This is a genomic window from Dietzia timorensis (genome assembly GCF_001659785.1).
In the GTDB taxonomy this organism is placed as follows: domain Bacteria; phylum Actinomycetota; class Actinomycetes; order Mycobacteriales; family Mycobacteriaceae; genus Dietzia; species Dietzia timorensis.
Genome location: NZ_CP015961.1, coordinates 14,065 through 30,712 on the forward strand (window position 1 = coordinate 14,065; position 16,648 = coordinate 30,712).

Genomic DNA, 16,648 nt, shown 5'->3' on the forward strand with positions numbered 1-16,648 from the left:
TGAAGCGATGACCGAAACGCCCAAGAACCCGAGCGGCGGGCCGAACCCGGGTAATGCACCTTCGGCCGGCGCGCAGGCGCCGTCGACCGGCGCCACCGCGCGCACGCGGTCCTTCAACGGCAGCGAAGGCGGGCCCGGCGGGGTGTCGAGCGCGCCGGCTGCCGGTGCGGCCGGCACGCCGGGACCGGTGGTCGCTCAGTCCCAGCGGGTCCGTCGTGGGCCGATGCAGTCCACGGTGATCCTCCGCAGGATCGACCCGTGGAGCGCGTTCACCACGATCCTGGCGCTGATGTTCGCGCTCTTCATCGTGTGGATGGTCGCCGTCGGCGTGCTCTACCTCCTGCTCTCGGGCATGGGTGTGTGGGACCGCCTCGGTGGCGCGCTGTCCGATGTCGTGGGGGACGGTTCGGCCTCTGTGGTCGGGGTCGGCAACATCATGTTGTACGCCGCCGGTGCGGGGCTGCTCAACGTGGTGCTGTGGTCGATCATGACGACGATCGGTGTGTTCATCTACAACCTCGCCGCGTCGATGACCAGCGGCGGGATCCAGGTGACGTTTGCCGATCGCGACCGCTAGACTGCCTGTGTTTGTGCTCCGCCCGCCCCTGTGAAATGGGGGCGGGCGGAATACATTTCGGCCGATTTGGAGTAACAGGTGAAGGTCGGGTAAATTATTCGCTTGTTGCACGGCAACGCCGATGCACGGGCCTATAGCTCAGGTGGTTAGAGCGCCAAACTGATAATTTGGAGGTCGGAGGTTCAAGTCCTCCTAGGCCCACCAGCTAGATTCGCGCCGGATCCGTTTATTCGGTCCGGCGTTTTCCCTAGCGAGCCGGAAGTTTTCCGGCAGTTCGGGGCCTTAGCTCAGTTGGTAGAGCGCTGCCTTTGCAAGGCAGATGTCAGGGGTTCGAATCCCCTAGGCTCCACAGTTTTTCAATACCGGGACTTCGCATGGACGAGGTCCCGGTTTTTGTTTTGGGTGAGGTGCCGGAGTGATGGGGTGCTGGGGCGCGGTGCTGGAAATTGTGCAGATCTCTTTCGAGATTTTGTAGACACTGTCTACAGATTCGAACGAAAAATATGCGCGAATTCTGGGCCCCTCACATCCAGAGGACGCCGTCATCCTCGAACTCGCGGAGCCTGAAGGACATCATTTCCTTGATAAGTGCCGACGGGATCTCCTGGGTGTACGGCAGCTTCACCGAGCCCTTTCCCGTGGAGTAGTCGGTGAGCTGGGCATCGAAGTGCTCACGGGTCGACGGCGTAAAGGCGATGCTCGCATGCTTGGCGTGCGCGCTGAAAACGAAGAGAATCGTCCCTCGCGGGTGCACGATTGCGGGGTGACCCCACTTCACCGCCTCCTCGGCGTCGGGCACGGCCGAATGTCCGAGGCGGCGGAACTCCTCGATGCTCTCGGCTTGCTCGGGCGTTAGCGGGGCAATGTACTCGTCGATAGTGGTGGGTTTGGCCATGGCCCCAGCCTAGGGCGATTCGGGAGGCAGGAGGCGGGCCGCGAACTCGGACACGATGTCATCGATGGATTCCTCCGGCATCAAAGGCCCGGTGAGCCTGTCGAAAAGCAGGCCCTCGATCGCGTAGTGGAACAGGGCGATATCACGGCGATCCCCGGGAAGCCCGGCGTCACGATTGAACTGCACGTCGCCCTCGAAGCCGGCATACCTCCACTCCTGGAGCATCGCCGCGATCTCTGGGCGCCGCAGCGATTCCAGCCGCAGCTCGAACAACGCGATCGTCACCTCCCGGTTGGCGAGTAGCCGAGCGGCGATGTCGGCGAGGTACTCGGTGAACAGTTCCCGGGAAGGCTTCCTCCCCTCGTGGGCCGCGAGGAACTCAGGGCTCGGCGCGAGGCGCTCGCCGATGCGTTCGACCATGCCGGCGATCAGCGCATCCCGATTGCGGAAATAGTTCGAGGCGGTGCCGATGGGAACGGCGGCCCGCGTGTCGATCGCGCGATGGGTGAGCCCCCGCGCCCCCTGCTCGGCGAGAATTCCCAGCCCCGCATCGGCGAGTGCGTTGCGGCGATCGATATTGCGGACCATGCACACCACTATAGACAAACCACGACACCTGTCGTACTCTCGATATCACTACACCTGCAGTGGTTAGGAGCCACCATGCGAGAACTCGTCTATTACGTCGCCGTCAGCATCGATGGTTATATCGCGGGGCCGGATGGCGAGTTCGACGCCTTCCTCTTCGAGGGGGACCACGCCGGGTTCATCACCGCCGAGTTGCCCGACGCAATCCCCACGCACATCGCCGACCAGCTCGGCATCGCCCAGCGCCGAGAGCGATTCGACACGGTGCTCATGGGCGCGGGGACCTATTCCGTCGGGCTGCCGGACGCGCCGAGCCCGTACCGGCACCTCGACCAGTATCTCTTCACCCATCGAGCAATTGCGCCACAGGACAACCTCACCGTCACCGCCGAGGATCCGGCTCACCTGGTGCGGGAGCTCAAGGCCCGCGAGGGCGCGGACATCTGGCTGTGCGGCGGTCGGAACCTCGCGGCCCAACTCGCCGGGGAGATCGATCGGCTCGTGCTCAAGCGCAATCCGGTCGTGTTCGGCGCAGGTATCCCGCTGTTCGCGCCCGGGACCTATGCGCCGGCGCAGTGGGATCGCGTTCGGGCGGTCGCGTTCGACTCCGGCGTCGTGCTGGAGGAGTACGTCCGGCGTCAGGAATAGGGAAAAGCCACACACCTATGACGGCGGAGGCGCCTAACTTCAACGCCCGCGCGGATGGCCCGTGCGCAGGACCTCGCGGCCGAGGAAGTGCGAGATCCCGTCGACGACGGCGCGCGGCCGCGGCCCGGCGAACACGTCGAAGCCGTGGTTCGCCCCGGGGAGCTCCGCGTAGGCGACGGTCGAGGGGGAGTGTTCGCGCAGGTAACGGACGAATCGGCGGGCACTGTTCACGGTGATGAAGCTGTCGTGCGTGCCGTGGACGACGAACACGGGCGGCGCGGCGGTGGCCTGGTAGTCGGCGGGGAGAGACGAGGGTCGGTGGCCGCGCGGCTCGCCGTAGTAGCGACCGAAGTAGCCGTAGAGGCACACGGCAGCGGAGACCTGCGTGTCAGCGGAGTCGAAGCCGGGCTGGAACTCGGGCAGGTTCGTGGTGAGAGCGCACATCGCCGCGAGGTGCCCGCCGGCCGAGCTTCCGGACACGACGACGGTCGCGGGGTCGATGCCGTACTCATCGGCGTTCTCGCGGGCGAAGGCGATGACCCGCTTGGCGTCGGTGAGGTGTTCGGGATACCCGGCGTGCGGACGGAGCGCGTAGTTCGCGCTGATCACGACCCAGCCCTGCGCGGCCATGCGATACCAGAGGTGGCGGCCTTCCCAATACTTGTCGCCGCCGGAGAAGCCGCCGCCGTGGAAGAAGATCAGGACCGGAGCGCCGCCGGGGGCGTGGCGCAGACGGTAGACGTCGAGGCGGTGTTCGCGGCCGCCGCCGGCGTACTGGACATTGGAAATCCGCTGGACGCGCAGCGGTTTGACCGGCAGACAGAAGATGCCGGACCACCACGCCGTCGCGCCGTGGGGTGGGAGACCGACGGCGTCGGCGATCGCGGGTCGCGCGCGCAACGTGCGGAGATAGAGAACGGCCATGCCGGCGATGACGAGGACCGCGAAGGCGTAGATCGCCCAGTCGACCGGGCCCACCACGCCGTCAGCAGAACGGTAGGTCTGCACCGCGGTGATCGCGAAGGCGAGGAGGAACAGCAGCGGGAGCTCGCCCACAGCGATACTGACGACGAACGCGGCCCGAGCGAAAATAATCGGCCGGCGGGGCGGCCACAGGACGGCCGCGACGACGAGGGCCCAGATGATGACGGTGACGAGAAAGCCGGTGGACATGGCACATACTTACTGCTGAGTTTGTGGTGTGGGCCCATTGTTACCGAAGCGGCGGCCGGGCGCAGGGGAATGGCTAGCGGAAGCCCGCCCGATCGAGCTCGGCACGAATCTCGGTAATGACGTCGTTCGGCCACGAAGAGGGGAGGCCGGCGCCTTCTTCTGTGTCCAGGGCGGCGCGGATCAGGTCGCACGTGGATTCGCGAAGGCAGCGCCGGTCCGCGTGTCGCCGCTGCGGCGTGGACGTTTCCCGGACGGCGTCGTTGACCAGGCCACGTGCCAATACTCGCGAGGCCTGTGCGGCGACGAGGAGCGAGTCCTCGGCACGGGGCCGAAGACCGAGCGCCGCTGCCACGCGACCGTAGAGGAGTGCGATGCCGTGAGTCGTTCGCTCCTCGTTTTCGGCGAGGCGATTGAGCAGGCGGGCGCGCTGATCCGGATCGGGGATCGAGGACAGCGCCGTTTCGTATGCGAGAAACGCGCGCCACGGATGTGAATCGACGAGAAGGTCGAACTCCTTCTCGATGATCGTGCCCATGAGCATGCCGACGATCTCGATGCCCTCGGCGCCGGCCGTAACCTCGGCCGCGACGGCGTGTACTGCCGTCTCGATCGCCTCGAGGTCGAGCGTCGGCGTGGACTGGCCGCGCGCGAGACGGTCGAGCACATCGGTAGCGAAGATCTCCCGCGATGGCCACAGCCGATACGCGGTGGCCCTGGGGACGTCGGCCGCGGCGATGATGTCCTCCATCGAGAGCGATGGGGTGGCGCGAAGTCCGTTGGTGGACACGTGCTCGACGGCGGCGTCCATGACCAGATCTCTGGTCTGCTTCTCTGTGCGACGGGGTCTGCGAGCCACGATAATCCTCTCTCCCTATTGCGACACTATGTCTCTAAGTGTAGCGTGCCCTATTGAGACACAATGTCGCAAACTTGATGGGACATGACACGCCCTCCTCCGTCACCACCCGAATCCCTCCGTCTCCCGCACGCGGCGCCACGCCCGGTCGTGCGCTGCTCGCGGTGTGCATCGTCCAATTCATGGTGTCCCTCGACTTGTCCGTCGTTAATGTCGGACTGCCTCAGATCTCCTCCGCGTTGGGCTTTGGCGGCGCGGACGTCACGTGGGTGATCCACGCCTACGCGCTGGCATTCGGCGGTCTTTTGCTCCTCGGGGGCAGGCTCGCCGATCTCTTCGGCCACCGAAACGTGCTCGTCGGGGGGCTCGCACTCTTCGCAATCGCGTCGTTGGTAGGCGGATTCGCGACGAGCGCCGGGTGGCTGCTCGCGGCGAGGTTCGCGCAAGGGGTCGGAGCCGCCGCGGCCGCACCGGCCGCCCTCGCCGCTCTCACCCAGACATTTCCCTCGGGCCGGCCCCGTGCCAAGGCGTTCGGAGCGTGGAGTGCGATGAACGCCGCGGGCGGGGCGCTCGGAGTCCTCATCGGCGGGGTGCTCACCGAATTCGCCGGGTGGCGTTGGGTGCTGTTCGTCAGCGTGCCGATGGCGCTGGTGGCGCTTGTTTTCGCTCGCGTGGGGATCGCTGCGAAGACTCGAACGACGGGAAGCCGTCACGGAACGGACCTTCTCGGCGGCGCACTCGTCACCGCCGGCCTCTTATCGGTCGTTTTCGGGATACTGTCGACCGAACGGTCGGGGTGGACCTCCCCGTTTACGCTCGTTCCGCTCGCGCTCGGCGTCGCATTCGTGGCGGGCTTCGTGGTCGCCGAACGAAACGCCCGCGGCGAGCCGCTGCTCCGGCTCGGCCTCCTCGCCAATCGCAATGTCGCAGGGGCGAATATCTACAACCTCATGTTCGGGGCGGCGATGGCATCGGCGTTCTACTTCGTCTCGCTCTATCTGCAACGCGTGCTCGGACATGGGCCCGCGCGCACCGGAGTGGAGTTCCTTCCCTTCGCGTTGGCAGTCGTCGCCGGGGCCGCGTTGGCGGTGAAGGCGAGCTCGCGCGTGGACAATCGCGGGCTCATGATCCTCGGCGGAGTCGTCAGCGCCCTCGGTTTCGGTGCGTTCGGGTTCATTTCCGCGGATGGGTCGTTCGTCGTTCACGTCCTCGGGCCCTCGCTCGTCGCCGGTACGGGTCTCGGTCTCTGCCTCGGACCAGTGGTGTCCACGGCGACCGCCGGGGTGGACGAATCCGAGCGCGGAGTCGCCTCGGGAGTGCTGTCCAGCTCCAGGCAGATCGGAGCCGCGCTCGGACTCGCCGTCCTCGGCACCTTTGCCGCCAACCGAAGCGCGCGGGTGGATGCGGCCCCGGCCGACGCTCTCGCCCACGGGTACTCGCTCGGGCTCCTCGGAGCGGGAGCGTTCTTCTTCCTCGCAGTTATCACCGCACTCTTTCTCATTCCCAGGGGCCCCGCGCCCGCGGACGACCCGACAACGAGCGGCTCCCGCCGTCATCAGTGAAAGGAAAAACCATGTCCGTCCTCGATCCGACCAGAACAACCTCTCCACGACGCCACTCGACACGAGTCGCCTACCCGGGCGCCGCGTTCGCGTTCCTCTGCCTGGGCCTACTGTTCTCGGCGCTCACGGCGGTCGTCGCCTTCGTCGACCAGGCGAGCCTCGGAGTGCTCGAGGACCACGTTCGCAGCGGCTATCCGGAGTACACACCGGCAGAACTCGACGGGGCAGTCGATGCCTACGTCGGCTATCTCGCCATCGTCGCCGGCATCGGGGCCGTGGCGTGGATCGTCACCCTCGTGGCCGCGCGCCGCGGACGACGCTGGGCGCGCTACTTTGCCGCCGTGGCCTTTCTCGTCGGCGCTTCGATCGCTGTCTTCGACCTGTTCATCAAGGAACCCAACGGGGCGGCGGGCTTCCCGGCGTTGCACGGGTGGCTCGGACTGCTTCCCGTGCTCGCGGGACTCTTCGCGCTGATCGCACTCTGGGGAGGGGGTGTTTCCGGAACACGGGCGTCGAAATCGCGCCGAACCGGCGAGCGAAACTGAAACAAGTTCTACTATCGCCTTATGGCTTCTTCCAGCGACACCACCACAACCGAATCCACCGATGTCCTCGTCCTCGGCAGTGGCATCGCGGGGATCTGCGCCGCGATCGAGGCCGCCGAGGCGGGGGCGAAGGTCATCGTGCTCGAGGGAGCCTCGGGTCCCGGCGGCGCATCCGCACAGTCGGGAGGTGAGATATACCTCGGCGGCGGCACGAGCACCCAGCAGGCGGTGGGTATGGACGATTCCACTGAAGCGATGAAGGCGTTCCTCACCGCCGCGCTCGGGCCGAACGCCGACGAGGAGAAGATCGAGGCGTACTGCGACGGCGCCATCGAGCACCACGACTGGCTACTGGCGCACGGCCTCGAGTTCCGCCACGAGGTATGGGACGAACCCACGTGGATGCCGAGCACCGAGGTCGGACTCATGTGGATGGGCGAGCGCGCCAAGCCGTTCTCCGATCTCGCTCGCCCCGCCGCGCGCGGGCATCGCCCTCCCCAGGGCATGTTCGCCGGCGAAACCCTCATGGCGCGGCTCCTCGCCACCGCCGAAAAGGCGGGAATCGACATCCGCACCGAGATCAAGACGCGAACACTCGTTCGTGAGTCCGGCGACCCGGCGGCCCCGGTGTGCGGCGTCATCGCGACGCACTTCGGGGAGCAGCTCGAGTTCCGCGCGGGCGCGGTGATCATCGCGACGGGCGGTTTCGTGGACAACGAGCGGATGCTCGAGCAGTGGGCGCCGCAGCAGGTCGGAAAGGGCAAGGTCACCGACGGCCACAGCGACGGCTCGGGCATCGAAATGGCGATGCGGGTGGGCGCCGCGGTACGCCGGATGCATCAGACCGAAACCGCCCTGCCCGTCGCAGCCCCGCTGGTCACGAACGGTCTTCTGGTTGACGGCGGCGGGCGCAGATTCATCAACGAGGACCGGTATCCCGGCCTGTATTCGCACGCCGCCGTCCACCATCGGCCGGCTCCGACGTGGATCATTGTCGACGAGGACATCGTCGACGCGGTCCCCGAAACCGAGCTGTGGGGAATGCGGCCGACGCACGTTGCGGAGACCATCGAGGAGCTCGCACGCGACTGCGGCCTTCCCGAACGCGGCCTCGCCGACACCCTCGCCGAATACAACGCCGACGCCGAGGCGGGCGAGGACCGGGCGTTCGGGAAGGAGTCCAGGTTCCTCAAGCCGCTCACATCCCCGTACGGCGCCTATCCGACCGGCAACGGTATGCGTAAGGGGCTCATGGGTTCTGAGTCGATGCCGCAGGGTTTCACCCTCGGCGGACTCCACACCGACCTCGACTCTCGGGTTCTCGATCTGGCCGGCGAGCCGATCGCGGGACTGTACGCCGCCGGACGCGCCACCCACGGACTGCACGGGGAGGGATATATTTCGGGTACATCCCTCGGCGATGGATCGTTCTTCGGCCGCCGGGCGGGACGAAACGCGGCGAAGGAGTCGGTACATGAGTAAGGACACGTCCGCCGAGGACCCGTGGCACAGCGGAGGCAAGCTGCACCCGGTCCTCGGTACGCGCGACCCGCAGCTCGCGGACGCGCAGCGCGTGTGGGGTGAGGATTTCGAGCCCGTGGATCTGAGCGAGCTCGAGGGCGCGGATCCACACCTCGAGGACGTGGGCGAGCAGATGCGCCGGCTGCGCGATGCGCTCACCGGTATCGCCGACAGCGGAGCTGATCTCGCCGAAGCGGCCGAACTCCTACGCCGCGCCGCCGATATCGTCGAACCGCAGTCCCCCGACCAGGCCACGCGCCTGGCGAGCCAGTGGCGAAAGGGCGGGCCGGGCGCGAGGCGAACCAATCCGGTCGGCGGTACCGAGAACGTCATCGCCCCGCCGCTTCGCGCCTTCGGACACCCCGACGGGTCGGTATCCGCGCGCATCACGCTCGGCCTGCCCTACCAGGGCCCCCCGGGCTGCGTGCACGGGGGAATGAGCGCGCTGATGCTCGATCATCTCTTCGGGTTCGCCAACCATTGGGTTGGTCTCCGCGGGATGACGGCGCACTACGAGATCGACTACCGGAAGCCGACCCCGTTGCTCGAGCCGCTCGATATGAAGGCGTGGGTGGAGAGCCACGAGGGCCGCAAGATCTGGGTGCGGGCGACCATCGAATCGGGTGGGGAACTGCGCGTCGAGGCGCGCGCCCTGTTCATCTCGGCCAACGTTCCGCTGCCGGGCCGAGACGCCACCGCGCCGGGCGAAGAGCGGTAGGTTCCTCGCCCGGCCGGTCCGACTAACTGATCTCGGCGGTGCCGCTACAAGACGAGTACGCTGCCGTGCTGCCTGGCACGAACGGGGAGACGTCGCCGAGCGAGGCCAGCGGCGATCCGCCCGAGATGAGGGCGCTGTTGTGGTGTCCGGTGACGTTCCACTCGATCGTGCCGGCGCCGGTCTCGGCAGTCTGGTAGCTGTCGATATCCGGGAACAGATCGTTCACCCCGACACCGTCGTAGACGACCTCGCCGGTATCTCCGGTATCGACGTTGGTCCACTCGACGCGCAGGTCCGCCGATGAGCTGATGCCGCCGAGCAGCTCGGCGTTGAACCCGGCGACGCCCGGCTCGTCCGAAACGTCGGTGACCTCGAGGTTGAGCGTGTTTGTCAGGAACGGCAGCGTCGGGTCGAGGGCCACGCAAGTCCCTCCCGCGATGTTCGATCCGAGATCGCCGGAACCGGCCGACGCGGCGGACCCGCCGAGGCCGTTGGTCACGCTTTCGGTGTCGAGACTTCCCTGTTCCTGGGCGCCGGCGAGCGGCGTGCCGAATGAGACTATGAGGGCGCCGGCGCCGAGAAGCGCGGCGACGCGAGAGGTCGATCTGCTGAGCACGGAAAATCCTCCTGGTGATTGGCGTCACTACTTCATCGCCGGCGGGGCGAAAATGTTAGCAGCGCTACACAGGAGAGCCGGTATGCCGGCGGCGTTGCTAGGAGCTCGCGGCGCTCCGGTCGATGACGCTCGCCGCCTCGAGGCCGGGCGCGATGATCGTCGCGAGGCCCTCGGCGATGCCCGACAGGTCCTTGGGCGGGCTCGACACGAATGAGATGCCCACGCGCGCGATGACCTCGGCCGTCCAGCGGGCAACGTTGTCCTCGATGTGCATCCAGCTACTGGTGAACGCCGGCTTGAGCACTTGGGTCGCGCGTTCGATGAGGGGCTCTGCCTCGGTGGAGATGAGCGCGAGAAGATCCGGCTTCGTCTCGCCGGATAGCAGCGCGATGATGAGCGGATCGTGGCCGGACTGGGAGAGGAAGGCCTGGATCCCCGAACTCAGTCCGGTGGAGATGTCCCCCGGGTACGCCTCGATCTGGGTGCGCACGGAACTGGCGAACGTCTCGGCCAACTGGAGCGCGTAGGCCTTTGCGAGGCCCTGGCGGTTGCCGAAGGCGCTGTAGAGGGTCTGCCGGCTCATCTTCGCCTCGCGAGCAACGTCAGCCATCGTCACCTCAGACCAGTCTCGCCCCCGCAGCAAGGAGGTGAGAGCTGCGAAGGCGAGAGTCCGGTTCGTGGTGCGCGCATCTGCCATGCGCACCAATTTACGCGACGGGGAGGAAGTCGATTTTCTCCCGTACGCCACAGTCGGGGCATTGCCAGTCGTTCGGGATGTCCGACCACTTCGTACCAGCGGGGAATCCCTCGCGCGGCTCTCCCTTGGATTCTTCGTAGTGGTGCCCACAGTTCGGGCACACGTACGTTCCGATCGGGGAGGTCCCGGCGGCCAGGGCCTGGTCGGCATCCGTGTCCTCGACGAGCGTCGCGGTTCCGCCGACCTGAGCTTGGGTACGTCCGGCGTCATTCGCGGTCGTGGCGTACTTCGCGACGATGCGGTCGTGGAATAGCGGGTCGATGTTCGCGCGGTGGACGTCGCCGCCGTAGTGGGCGAGCACGCGCTTATCCATGACCTTGCGCCACAGCGGCGGGAAGTGTGCGAGGACGATCATCGTCGCGTAGCCGGCGGGCAGCTGCGGCGCCTCGTCGATGGTGCGCAGCACCTGGAAGCGGCGCATCGGATTCGCGTGGTGGTCGGAGTGGCGCTGCAGGTGGAACAGGAAGATGTTGGTGACCATGTGGTCGCTGTTCCACGAGTGCTCGGCGCGGCAACGCTGGTAGCGGCCCTTCTTCGTCTTCTGACGGAGGAGACCGTAGTGCTCCAGGTAGTTGACGACCTCGAGGAGCGAGAATCCGTAGATGGCCTGGACGATGAGCCACGGGAGGACGGCCCAGCCGAAGATCGCGGTGAGCGCGGCGAACAGCACGACCGACATGGCCCACGCGCTGAGATTGTCGTTGCGCAGCGTCCAGGGGCTCTTGCCCTGGCGGGCGAGGCGGTCCTTCTCAAGACCCCATGCCGAGCGCAGCGAACCGAAGACCGAACGCGGCAGGAAGCGGTAGTAGGACTCGCCGAAGCGCGAGGACGCCGGGTCTTCCGGGGTGGCGACGCGCGCGTGGTGGCCGCGGTTGTGCTCGACGAAGAAGTGGCCGTAGAAGGTGGTGGCGAGCGTGATGCGCGAAGCCCACTTCTCGCCGGATTCGATCTTGTGGCCGAGCTCGTGCGCGGTGTTGATGCCGATACCACCGGCGATGCCCGCGGCGAGCATGACACCGAGCTTGCCGACGATGTGCATGGGCCCCTCGTGGCCGAGCCACGACAGGTCGTTCGCGGTCCACAGGTAGCAGGCCATGATCAGCGTGGCGTACTGCAGTGGGACGTAGGCGTACACGACCCAGCGGTAGAACTTGTCCGCCTCGAGGCGCTCGCGCACCTCTTCGGGCGGGTTCGAACCGTCGCGGCCGAAGCGATAGTCCTGAACCGGGATGAAGACGAAGACCATGACCCACGGCAGGAACATCGTGAGGGTAGCGAGCACGCTCCACGGAGTTTCCACCCCGAGGAAGGAGTGGTTCGCGAGCCAGTTGAACGCCGCGAAGAAGGCGAGCGCGGGGAAGAGCATGCCCGCGGGGATCAGCCCCAGCAGCCAGAGGTGGCGCTTCGGGTCGGTCCAGTTATAGGGATCGACGTCGGGATTGACGTGATCGTGATGGTGATGGTGGTGGCCTGCGGTGTGGCCATGGCCATCGAAGTCTTCTTCGTGCTGCTGGTGATCTGAGACGCTGTGCGACATCTTCTCACCCCTCCGATCGTCCGGGAGAGCCACGCCTGGTGCGCGTCTCTCGAAACATCGCGTGGTGATGATCGTGAATATCTGTGACCAATACCACTGGTAATTGATGATGTTAGACAAATAAGTTTCAGATGTCTAGACAATGGGCGAATAAATGTCCAACGAGGTGGGCGACGAGACAAGTCCGGTCGAGAGCTACGAGGAATCAATTGGCTCCGATTCGCGTTGCCCAAGACGGGACCGGCGCACGTGTTCGGCCCTGCTCAAGCCGGAGAGAGGAGGGCCCATGCAGCCGGGAATGACACCGTTCACCATGATGCGAGCCTTTGGCGAGGAAAATAAGAACGGCACCTACGACCGCGCCGTGTTCACCCGCGAGAACCTCCGCCGAGTCGGCGGCTTTGCCAGGCCCCACTCGCGAAAGATCGCAATTTTCCTTGTGACCTCGGTGTTCAGTGCGCTCGTCGTTGTAGCCGCTCCGCTGCTCGCCGGCCGCGTGGTCGACGAGATCGTCGCCGGGGGCGCGCTGACGACGGTCGTGCTTTTGGCCGTGGCGATCGCGGTATTCGGCCTCCTGGAAGCATTCTTCGGCGTCATCAATCGGCTGCTCTCCTCGCAGATCGGCGAGGGATTAATCTTCCAATTGCGCAGCGCGGTGTTCCGCCACGTGCAGCGGATGCCCGTCGCGTTCTTCATGCGCACGCGTACCGGCGCGCTGGTGAGCCGACTCAACAACGACGTGCTCGGCGCGCAACGCGCCTTCGCGAATACGCTGTCCGGGGTCGTGTCGAGCTTCGTCCAGCTCGTGCTCACGCTTCTCGTGATGGGTTCGCTGTCGTGGCAGGTGACTCTGCTGACGCTGCTCATCGTGCCGATTTTTCTGATCCCCGCGCGCTACATGGGTCGGCGTCTGGCCGCGATGCGGCGGGAGGCGAACGACCTCAACGCGACGATGAACGACCAGATGACCGAGCGCTTCAACGCCGGCGGCGCCACTCTCGTCAAGCTCATGGGCGAGCCGGAGGCCGAGGCCGGGGAGTTCGATGCCCGTGCCGGCCGGGTCCGCGATATCGGGGTGCGCACCGGCTTTGCGATGGGCGTGTTCATGAGTTCGCTGACGCTGCTGTCGACGCTGGCGCTGGCCGTCGTCTATGGCGTCGGCGGCTGGAGCGCGCTGTCCGGCGGGCTGGAGGCCGGCTCGGTCGTCTCGCTCGCCCTGCTGCTCACCAGGCTTTACGCGCCGCTGACGACGCTGTCGAACGCGCGCGTGGAGATCATGAGCGCGATGGTGTCCTTCGAGAGGGTCTTCGAGGTGCTGGATCTCGATCCGCTCATCGACGAGGCCCCCGACGCGGTGGACGTGCCCAGCGGCCCGGTGTCGGTGGAATACGACGACGTCCGCTTCAGCTACCCGTCGGCCGAGAAGGTATCGCTCGCCTCGCTCGAGGACGTCGCCGTGCTCGACAATCGTGGCGGCGAGGAGATCCTCCACGGCATCGACTTCCGGGCCGAGCCCGGCGAGGTCATCGCCCTGGTCGGTTCGTCCGGGTCGGGAAAGTCGACTCTAGCCTCGTTGATGCCCAGGCTCTATGACGTCGACTCCGGCGCGATTCGCGTCGGCGGGGTGGACGTGCGCGACGCGACGAAGGCCTCGCTTCGCCGCACGGTGGGGATGGTGACCCAGGACGGCCACCTCTTCCACGACACCGTGCGCGCCAACCTGCGCATCGCGAAGACCGAAGCGTCCGACACCGAGATCTGGGATGCGCTGCGGCGCGCGCGGCTGCTCGACACCGTCGAGGAGCTTCCCGACGGACTCGACACGGTGATTGGCGACCGCGGCTACCGCCTCTCAGGAGGCGAGCGTCAGCGCCTCACCATCGCGAGGTTGCTGTTGCAGGAACCAGCCGTCGTAGTGCTCGACGAGGCGACCTCGGCGCTCGACTCGACCAACGAGGCGGCGATCCAGGAAGCTCTGAACGAGGCGATGGCAGATCGCACCGCGCTGGTTATCGCGCACCGGCTGTCCACGGTGCGCGCTGCCTCGGAGATTCTCGTGCTCGAGGACGGATATGTCGTCGAACGCGGCACGCACACCGAGCTCCTCGCCGCCGAAGGCCGCTACGCCGAGCTCTACCACGTGCAGTTCGCCGATGAGTCCCTCGCGGAGTTCGGAGCGGCCGAATTCGAGAGCGAGATCGGCCAGTACCTCGACTGAACCGCGTAGAACTGCGTAAACGACATGGGCTCCGCCTGACCTTGACCTTGTCACTGTGACAACGTTGATGATGGGTGTATGAGAATCAGCGACGTCGCGCGGTTGGCCGGTGTGAGTGCACGGACGATCCGGCACTATCACCGCCTGGGCATCCTGCCCGAGCCCGCGCGAACCGCCGGCGACTACCGGGACTACGAGATCGCCGACCTCGTCCGCGTGATGCACATCCACTACCTCTCGACTGCCGGCATCCCGCTGCGCTCGGTTCCGCGTTTCCTCGACTCCGGCGCCGAAAGCAGCGAGGTGACGGCCGAGATCAACGTGCTCTCCGAGGCGCTTGCCGAGCGCATCGAGCAACTGGAACGGCAGCGCGAGAGGCTCGCGGCCCTCGCCGAACGTGCCGAGGCCGGCCAGTCCATCGAGCCACTTCCTGCCGAGGTCCGGCACGCCCTCGATATGTGTATAGCAGAGGTCGAAGATGATGCCGGCCTGGTCCGATACCTCAAGAGGGAGCGCGAACTCTTCGAACTTCTCGCCATCTCCGTGCCCGACTCTTTCCCCGAAGCCATCGTCGCCGAATACCGCAGAATCGGCCGCGACGCCGAGGCTCGTGCCGCCTACCTGGACCTGCTCACGCGCTTTCGGGACCTCGAGAACAGAGCGCCGTCCGTCGTCATGCCTGAGATAGACGCGCTGGTGGGAGACCTGTGTAGGCATGAGAGCCTGCGTTCGCTCATTGTCGGCGCGTCGGTGGATGACGGCGGAGATGCCGGGCCCTCGGCGGAGGACCTCGTATCCGACCCGGCGCAACGGGAGGTCATCGAGCGGGTTCTCGATCGGCTGTCGGGGGATCGACGATGATTTCGCGGTGGCTGCCGGTAGCGACGCTGGCGGTGGTTGCAGTCGACGCGGCGCTGCTCGCGGCCGGGGCGATCTCGTGGCCGGTGGCCCTCGCGCTGATCGTGGCGATCGAGGTGCCGCTGGCTGTGCTCTCCGTGGCGGGGTACGTGCGGCTGTTCCGCTCCGCGCGCGCCAAGGGACGAGTCGGCGCATTCCGAGAGGTCGTGGATGGCGATCCGTTGCTGCGCGTGGCAGCCGCGGAGATGAGGATCTTCGCGTCGCTCGGGCGATGGGTGTCGCGCAAGCTGCACGTACCCGATGGGGCTATTGCAGTGGGATATGCGCGCGGTGCGCTCGCGGTGCCTGCTGCGTTCGCGGTGGCGGCCGTCGTCGAGATGGTCGTTGTCCACGTGCTCGTGCCCTGGCCCGCGGTGCGAGTAGTGCTCGCACTGTTGAGCCTGTACGGACTGTTGTTCGTGCTCGGCTGGATGGGTTCGCAGGTGGTGAGGCCGCACCTGATCTACCCCGACCGGATGGTCGTGCGCAGCGGGAACCTGGCGGTCGTCGAGATCCCGCGGGCACACATCGCGCGGATGGACCGCGCCCGTAGCCCGCGGACCCCCAAGGACTATATAAATGTCGAGGACGACGGGACGGCGACGTTGACGCTCGCCGGACCGGACGGCACGAATGTGCGGCTGGAGCTCGCGGGGACGGCCGCCGTTAGGGTTCCGGGTTTGCCATGGGCAAGGCGCGCGGCGCGTGAGGTCGGCCGAATTCGGCTATCCGTTGACGACCCGACCTCGTTGGTAGCGCTGTTCTCCGCGAAGGTGGCTCGTCGGGCGGAGACTTAACCCTCGTACTCGGGAACCTCGAGGGTCAGGGTCTCGGAGGAGGCTCCGCTCTTGTCTGCGGTGGCCGTGAACTCCACGGTGCCGCCGCCGGTGCCGACGATGGCATCGTAGGGATGTCCGACGCCTGCGACGTTCCCGGGGCCCTTCGCTGTCCAGGTCTGTTCGCCGCTTGTGCCCTTGTCGAGGTTCTTCCAGTGCAGGGTGATCTCCTGCGTACAGTCGCCCAGCCCAATGGAGTTTGCCGATGGGCTCATCGTTGCGCTGGACGGGTATCCGCCCGGGGTGAGGTCGACCGAGGACCACATGTAGCAGAGTCCGTAAGTGCCCTCGAGAAGCAGGCGGTTCTCGGTCGGCTGTGTCTGCTCCGGGATCTGCGAAGCGGTGCCCACGGAGGCGAGTGACCCGGTGTTGTTTCCCAAACCCTGAGCGTTGGCTGCCGGCGCGCCGGCCACGATTCCAGCCGCAATGAGTGCTGCCGCTCCGATTCCTACGGCCTTGGATCCTTTGCGATAGGTCACTGCTGAACTCCTCGATCTCTGCCCCGGTATGCCAACCGGCCGTTGCGCACCCGTCGATTGTCGGGTGCAATCTCGCGTAATTGTCATCGGACATGTGGATTGCCTCGTTACCCGGGAGGCGAAGGCGACGTGGCTTGCCGAGCAAAAATGTCGGAGACGCTTTATAGTCTCTTATTTGTCGTTAATGTGATGCGCGTGCGCGTGTGAAGCGCGAACCTGGTCATA

General features: G+C 66.3%; 17 protein-coding genes and 2 tRNA genes. 11 read left to right on the top strand and 8 right to left on the bottom strand.

What is annotated here, in order from left to right; genetic code table 11:
- Positions 1–7 precede the first annotated feature (7 nt).
- From BJL86_RS00045 to BJL86_RS00055, 3 genes are all read left to right on the top strand, one after another.
- A complete protein-coding gene (locus BJL86_RS00045; RefSeq protein ID WP_067474393.1) occupies positions 8–577 on the top strand; it encodes a DUF3566 domain-containing protein in 570 nt (189 codons plus the stop codon).
- A 127-nt stretch (positions 578–704) separates the two neighbouring features.
- A tRNA-Ile gene (locus tag BJL86_RS00050) sits at positions 705–781 on the top strand.
- 72 nt (positions 782–853) lie between these two features.
- Positions 854–926: transfer RNA gene (locus tag BJL86_RS00055), tRNA-Ala, on the top strand.
- Between the two features lie 174 nt (positions 927–1,100).
- Here BJL86_RS00055 and BJL86_RS00060 read toward each other — a convergent pair.
- Complete coding sequence (locus BJL86_RS00060) at positions 1,101–1,472, bottom strand: iron chaperone (protein ID WP_067474390.1); 372 nt, start codon at positions 1,470–1,472, stop codon at positions 1,101–1,103.
- Between the two features lie 9 nt (positions 1,473–1,481).
- Positions 1,482–2,060, bottom strand: a complete 579-nt coding sequence (locus BJL86_RS00065; RefSeq protein ID WP_067474460.1) for a TetR/AcrR family transcriptional regulator — start codon at positions 2,058–2,060, stop codon at positions 1,482–1,484.
- A gap of 75 nt (positions 2,061–2,135) precedes the next feature.
- Here BJL86_RS00065 and BJL86_RS00070 point away from each other — a divergent pair, with 75 nt between their 5' ends.
- Complete coding sequence (locus BJL86_RS00070) at positions 2,136–2,708, top strand: dihydrofolate reductase family protein (RefSeq protein WP_067474387.1); 573 nt, start codon at positions 2,136–2,138, stop codon at positions 2,706–2,708.
- Between the two features lie 39 nt (positions 2,709–2,747).
- Here the strand turns inward: BJL86_RS00070 and BJL86_RS00075 are convergent, their stop codons facing one another.
- Positions 2,748–3,881 (bottom strand): alpha/beta hydrolase, encoded by a 1,134-nt coding sequence (locus BJL86_RS00075; RefSeq protein WP_067474384.1) that lies wholly within the window; start codon positions 3,879–3,881, stop codon positions 2,748–2,750.
- Positions 3,882–3,954: 73 nt separating this feature from the next.
- The gene (locus BJL86_RS00080) at positions 3,955–4,737 is read right to left on the bottom strand and encodes a TetR/AcrR family transcriptional regulator (protein ID WP_156515310.1); all 783 of its coding nucleotides are present in this window, start codon (positions 4,735–4,737) and stop codon (positions 3,955–3,957) included.
- A gap of 77 nt (positions 4,738–4,814) precedes the next feature.
- On the opposite strand from BJL86_RS00080, the gene BJL86_RS00085 reads away from it, so the two are divergent.
- Genes BJL86_RS00085 through BJL86_RS00100 form a run of 4 tightly spaced genes read left to right on the top strand, consistent with a single transcriptional unit; the run spans position 4,815 to position 9,083 of the window.
- Positions 4,815–6,299: an MFS transporter gene (locus tag BJL86_RS00085; RefSeq protein WP_082908495.1), complete on the top strand. Its 1,485-nt coding sequence runs from the start codon at positions 4,815–4,817 to the stop codon at positions 6,297–6,299.
- Between the two features lie 11 nt (positions 6,300–6,310).
- A complete protein-coding gene (locus BJL86_RS00090) occupies positions 6,311–6,844 on the top strand; it encodes a hypothetical protein (RefSeq protein ID WP_067474378.1) in 534 nt (177 codons plus the stop codon).
- 21 nt (positions 6,845–6,865) lie between these two features.
- Positions 6,866–8,326, top strand: coding sequence for an FAD-dependent oxidoreductase (locus tag BJL86_RS00095; protein WP_067474375.1), 1,461 nt, complete (start codon positions 6,866–6,868; stop codon positions 8,324–8,326).
- The gene (locus tag BJL86_RS00100) at positions 8,319–9,083 is read left to right on the top strand and encodes a PaaI family thioesterase (protein ID WP_067474372.1); all 765 of its coding nucleotides are present in this window, start codon (positions 8,319–8,321) and stop codon (positions 9,081–9,083) included. Before BJL86_RS00095 ends, BJL86_RS00100 begins: the two co-directional genes overlap by 8 nt.
- Before the next feature lie 22 nt (positions 9,084–9,105).
- Here the strand turns inward: BJL86_RS00100 and BJL86_RS00105 are convergent, their stop codons facing one another.
- From BJL86_RS00105 to BJL86_RS17730, 3 genes are all read right to left on the bottom strand, one after another.
- Positions 9,106–9,699 carry a hypothetical protein gene (locus tag BJL86_RS00105; RefSeq protein ID WP_067474370.1) on the bottom strand — a complete coding sequence of 198 codons (594 nt, stop codon included), beginning with the start codon at positions 9,697–9,699 and terminating at the stop codon, positions 9,106–9,108.
- Positions 9,700–9,796: 97 nt separating this feature from the next.
- Positions 9,797–10,396, bottom strand: coding sequence for a TetR/AcrR family transcriptional regulator (locus BJL86_RS00110; RefSeq protein ID WP_067474368.1), 600 nt, complete (start codon positions 10,394–10,396; stop codon positions 9,797–9,799).
- A gap of 10 nt (positions 10,397–10,406) precedes the next feature.
- Positions 10,407–11,993 (bottom strand): fatty acid desaturase, encoded by a 1,587-nt coding sequence (locus BJL86_RS17730; RefSeq protein ID WP_082908494.1) that lies wholly within the window; start codon positions 11,991–11,993, stop codon positions 10,407–10,409.
- Between the two features lie 313 nt (positions 11,994–12,306).
- Here BJL86_RS17730 and BJL86_RS00120 point away from each other — a divergent pair, with 313 nt between their 5' ends.
- From BJL86_RS00120 to BJL86_RS00130, 3 genes are all read left to right on the top strand, one after another.
- A complete protein-coding gene (locus tag BJL86_RS00120) occupies positions 12,307–14,211 on the top strand; it encodes an ABC transporter ATP-binding protein (RefSeq protein ID WP_067474454.1) in 1,905 nt (634 codons plus the stop codon).
- A 78-nt stretch (positions 14,212–14,289) separates the two neighbouring features.
- The gene (locus BJL86_RS00125) at positions 14,290–15,072 is read left to right on the top strand and encodes a MerR family transcriptional regulator (protein ID WP_067474366.1); all 783 of its coding nucleotides are present in this window, start codon (positions 14,290–14,292) and stop codon (positions 15,070–15,072) included.
- A complete protein-coding gene (locus BJL86_RS00130; protein ID WP_067474364.1) occupies positions 15,069–15,905 on the top strand; it encodes a hypothetical protein in 837 nt (278 codons plus the stop codon). The genes BJL86_RS00125 and BJL86_RS00130 overlap by 4 nt, the downstream gene beginning before the upstream one ends.
- On the opposite strand, the gene BJL86_RS00135 is transcribed toward BJL86_RS00130, so the two are convergent.
- Positions 15,902–16,423 carry a hypothetical protein gene (locus tag BJL86_RS00135; protein ID WP_067474361.1) on the bottom strand — a complete coding sequence of 174 codons (522 nt, stop codon included), beginning with the start codon at positions 16,421–16,423 and terminating at the stop codon, positions 15,902–15,904. The genes BJL86_RS00130 and BJL86_RS00135 overlap by 4 nt on opposite strands.
- Positions 16,424–16,648 lie beyond the last annotated feature (225 nt).

What these genes read in the sequence shown, in the direction of transcription:
- BJL86_RS00045 (WP_067474393.1), top strand. Translation starts at nt 8, where the DNA reads ATGACCGAAACGCCCAAGAACCCGAGCGGCGGGCCGAACCCGGGTAAT.
- BJL86_RS00060 (WP_067474390.1), bottom strand. Translation starts at nt 1,472, where the DNA reads ATGGCCAAACCCACCACTATCGACGAGTACATTGCCCCGCTAACGCCC.
- BJL86_RS00065 (WP_067474460.1), bottom strand. Translation starts at nt 2,060, where the DNA reads ATGGTCCGCAATATCGATCGCCGCAACGCACTCGCCGATGCGGGGCTG.
- BJL86_RS00070 (WP_067474387.1), top strand. Translation starts at nt 2,136, where the DNA reads ATGCGAGAACTCGTCTATTACGTCGCCGTCAGCATCGATGGTTATATC.
- BJL86_RS00075 (WP_067474384.1), bottom strand. Translation starts at nt 3,881, where the DNA reads ATGTCCACCGGCTTTCTCGTCACCGTCATCATCTGGGCCCTCGTCGTC.
- BJL86_RS00085 (WP_082908495.1), top strand. Translation starts at nt 4,815, where the DNA reads ATGGGACATGACACGCCCTCCTCCGTCACCACCCGAATCCCTCCGTCT.
- BJL86_RS00090 (WP_067474378.1), top strand. Translation starts at nt 6,311, where the DNA reads ATGTCCGTCCTCGATCCGACCAGAACAACCTCTCCACGACGCCACTCG.
- BJL86_RS00095 (WP_067474375.1), top strand. Translation starts at nt 6,866, where the DNA reads ATGGCTTCTTCCAGCGACACCACCACAACCGAATCCACCGATGTCCTC.
- BJL86_RS00100 (WP_067474372.1), top strand. Translation starts at nt 8,319, where the DNA reads ATGAGTAAGGACACGTCCGCCGAGGACCCGTGGCACAGCGGAGGCAAG.
- BJL86_RS00110 (WP_067474368.1), bottom strand. Translation starts at nt 10,396, where the DNA reads ATGGCAGATGCGCGCACCACGAACCGGACTCTCGCCTTCGCAGCTCTC.
- BJL86_RS17730 (WP_082908494.1), bottom strand. Translation starts at nt 11,993, where the DNA reads ATGTCGCACAGCGTCTCAGATCACCAGCAGCACGAAGAAGACTTCGAT.
- BJL86_RS00120 (WP_067474454.1), top strand. Translation starts at nt 12,307, where the DNA reads ATGATGCGAGCCTTTGGCGAGGAAAATAAGAACGGCACCTACGACCGC.
- BJL86_RS00125 (WP_067474366.1), top strand. Translation starts at nt 14,290, where the DNA reads ATGAGAATCAGCGACGTCGCGCGGTTGGCCGGTGTGAGTGCACGGACG.
- BJL86_RS00130 (WP_067474364.1), top strand. Translation starts at nt 15,069, where the DNA reads ATGATTTCGCGGTGGCTGCCGGTAGCGACGCTGGCGGTGGTTGCAGTC.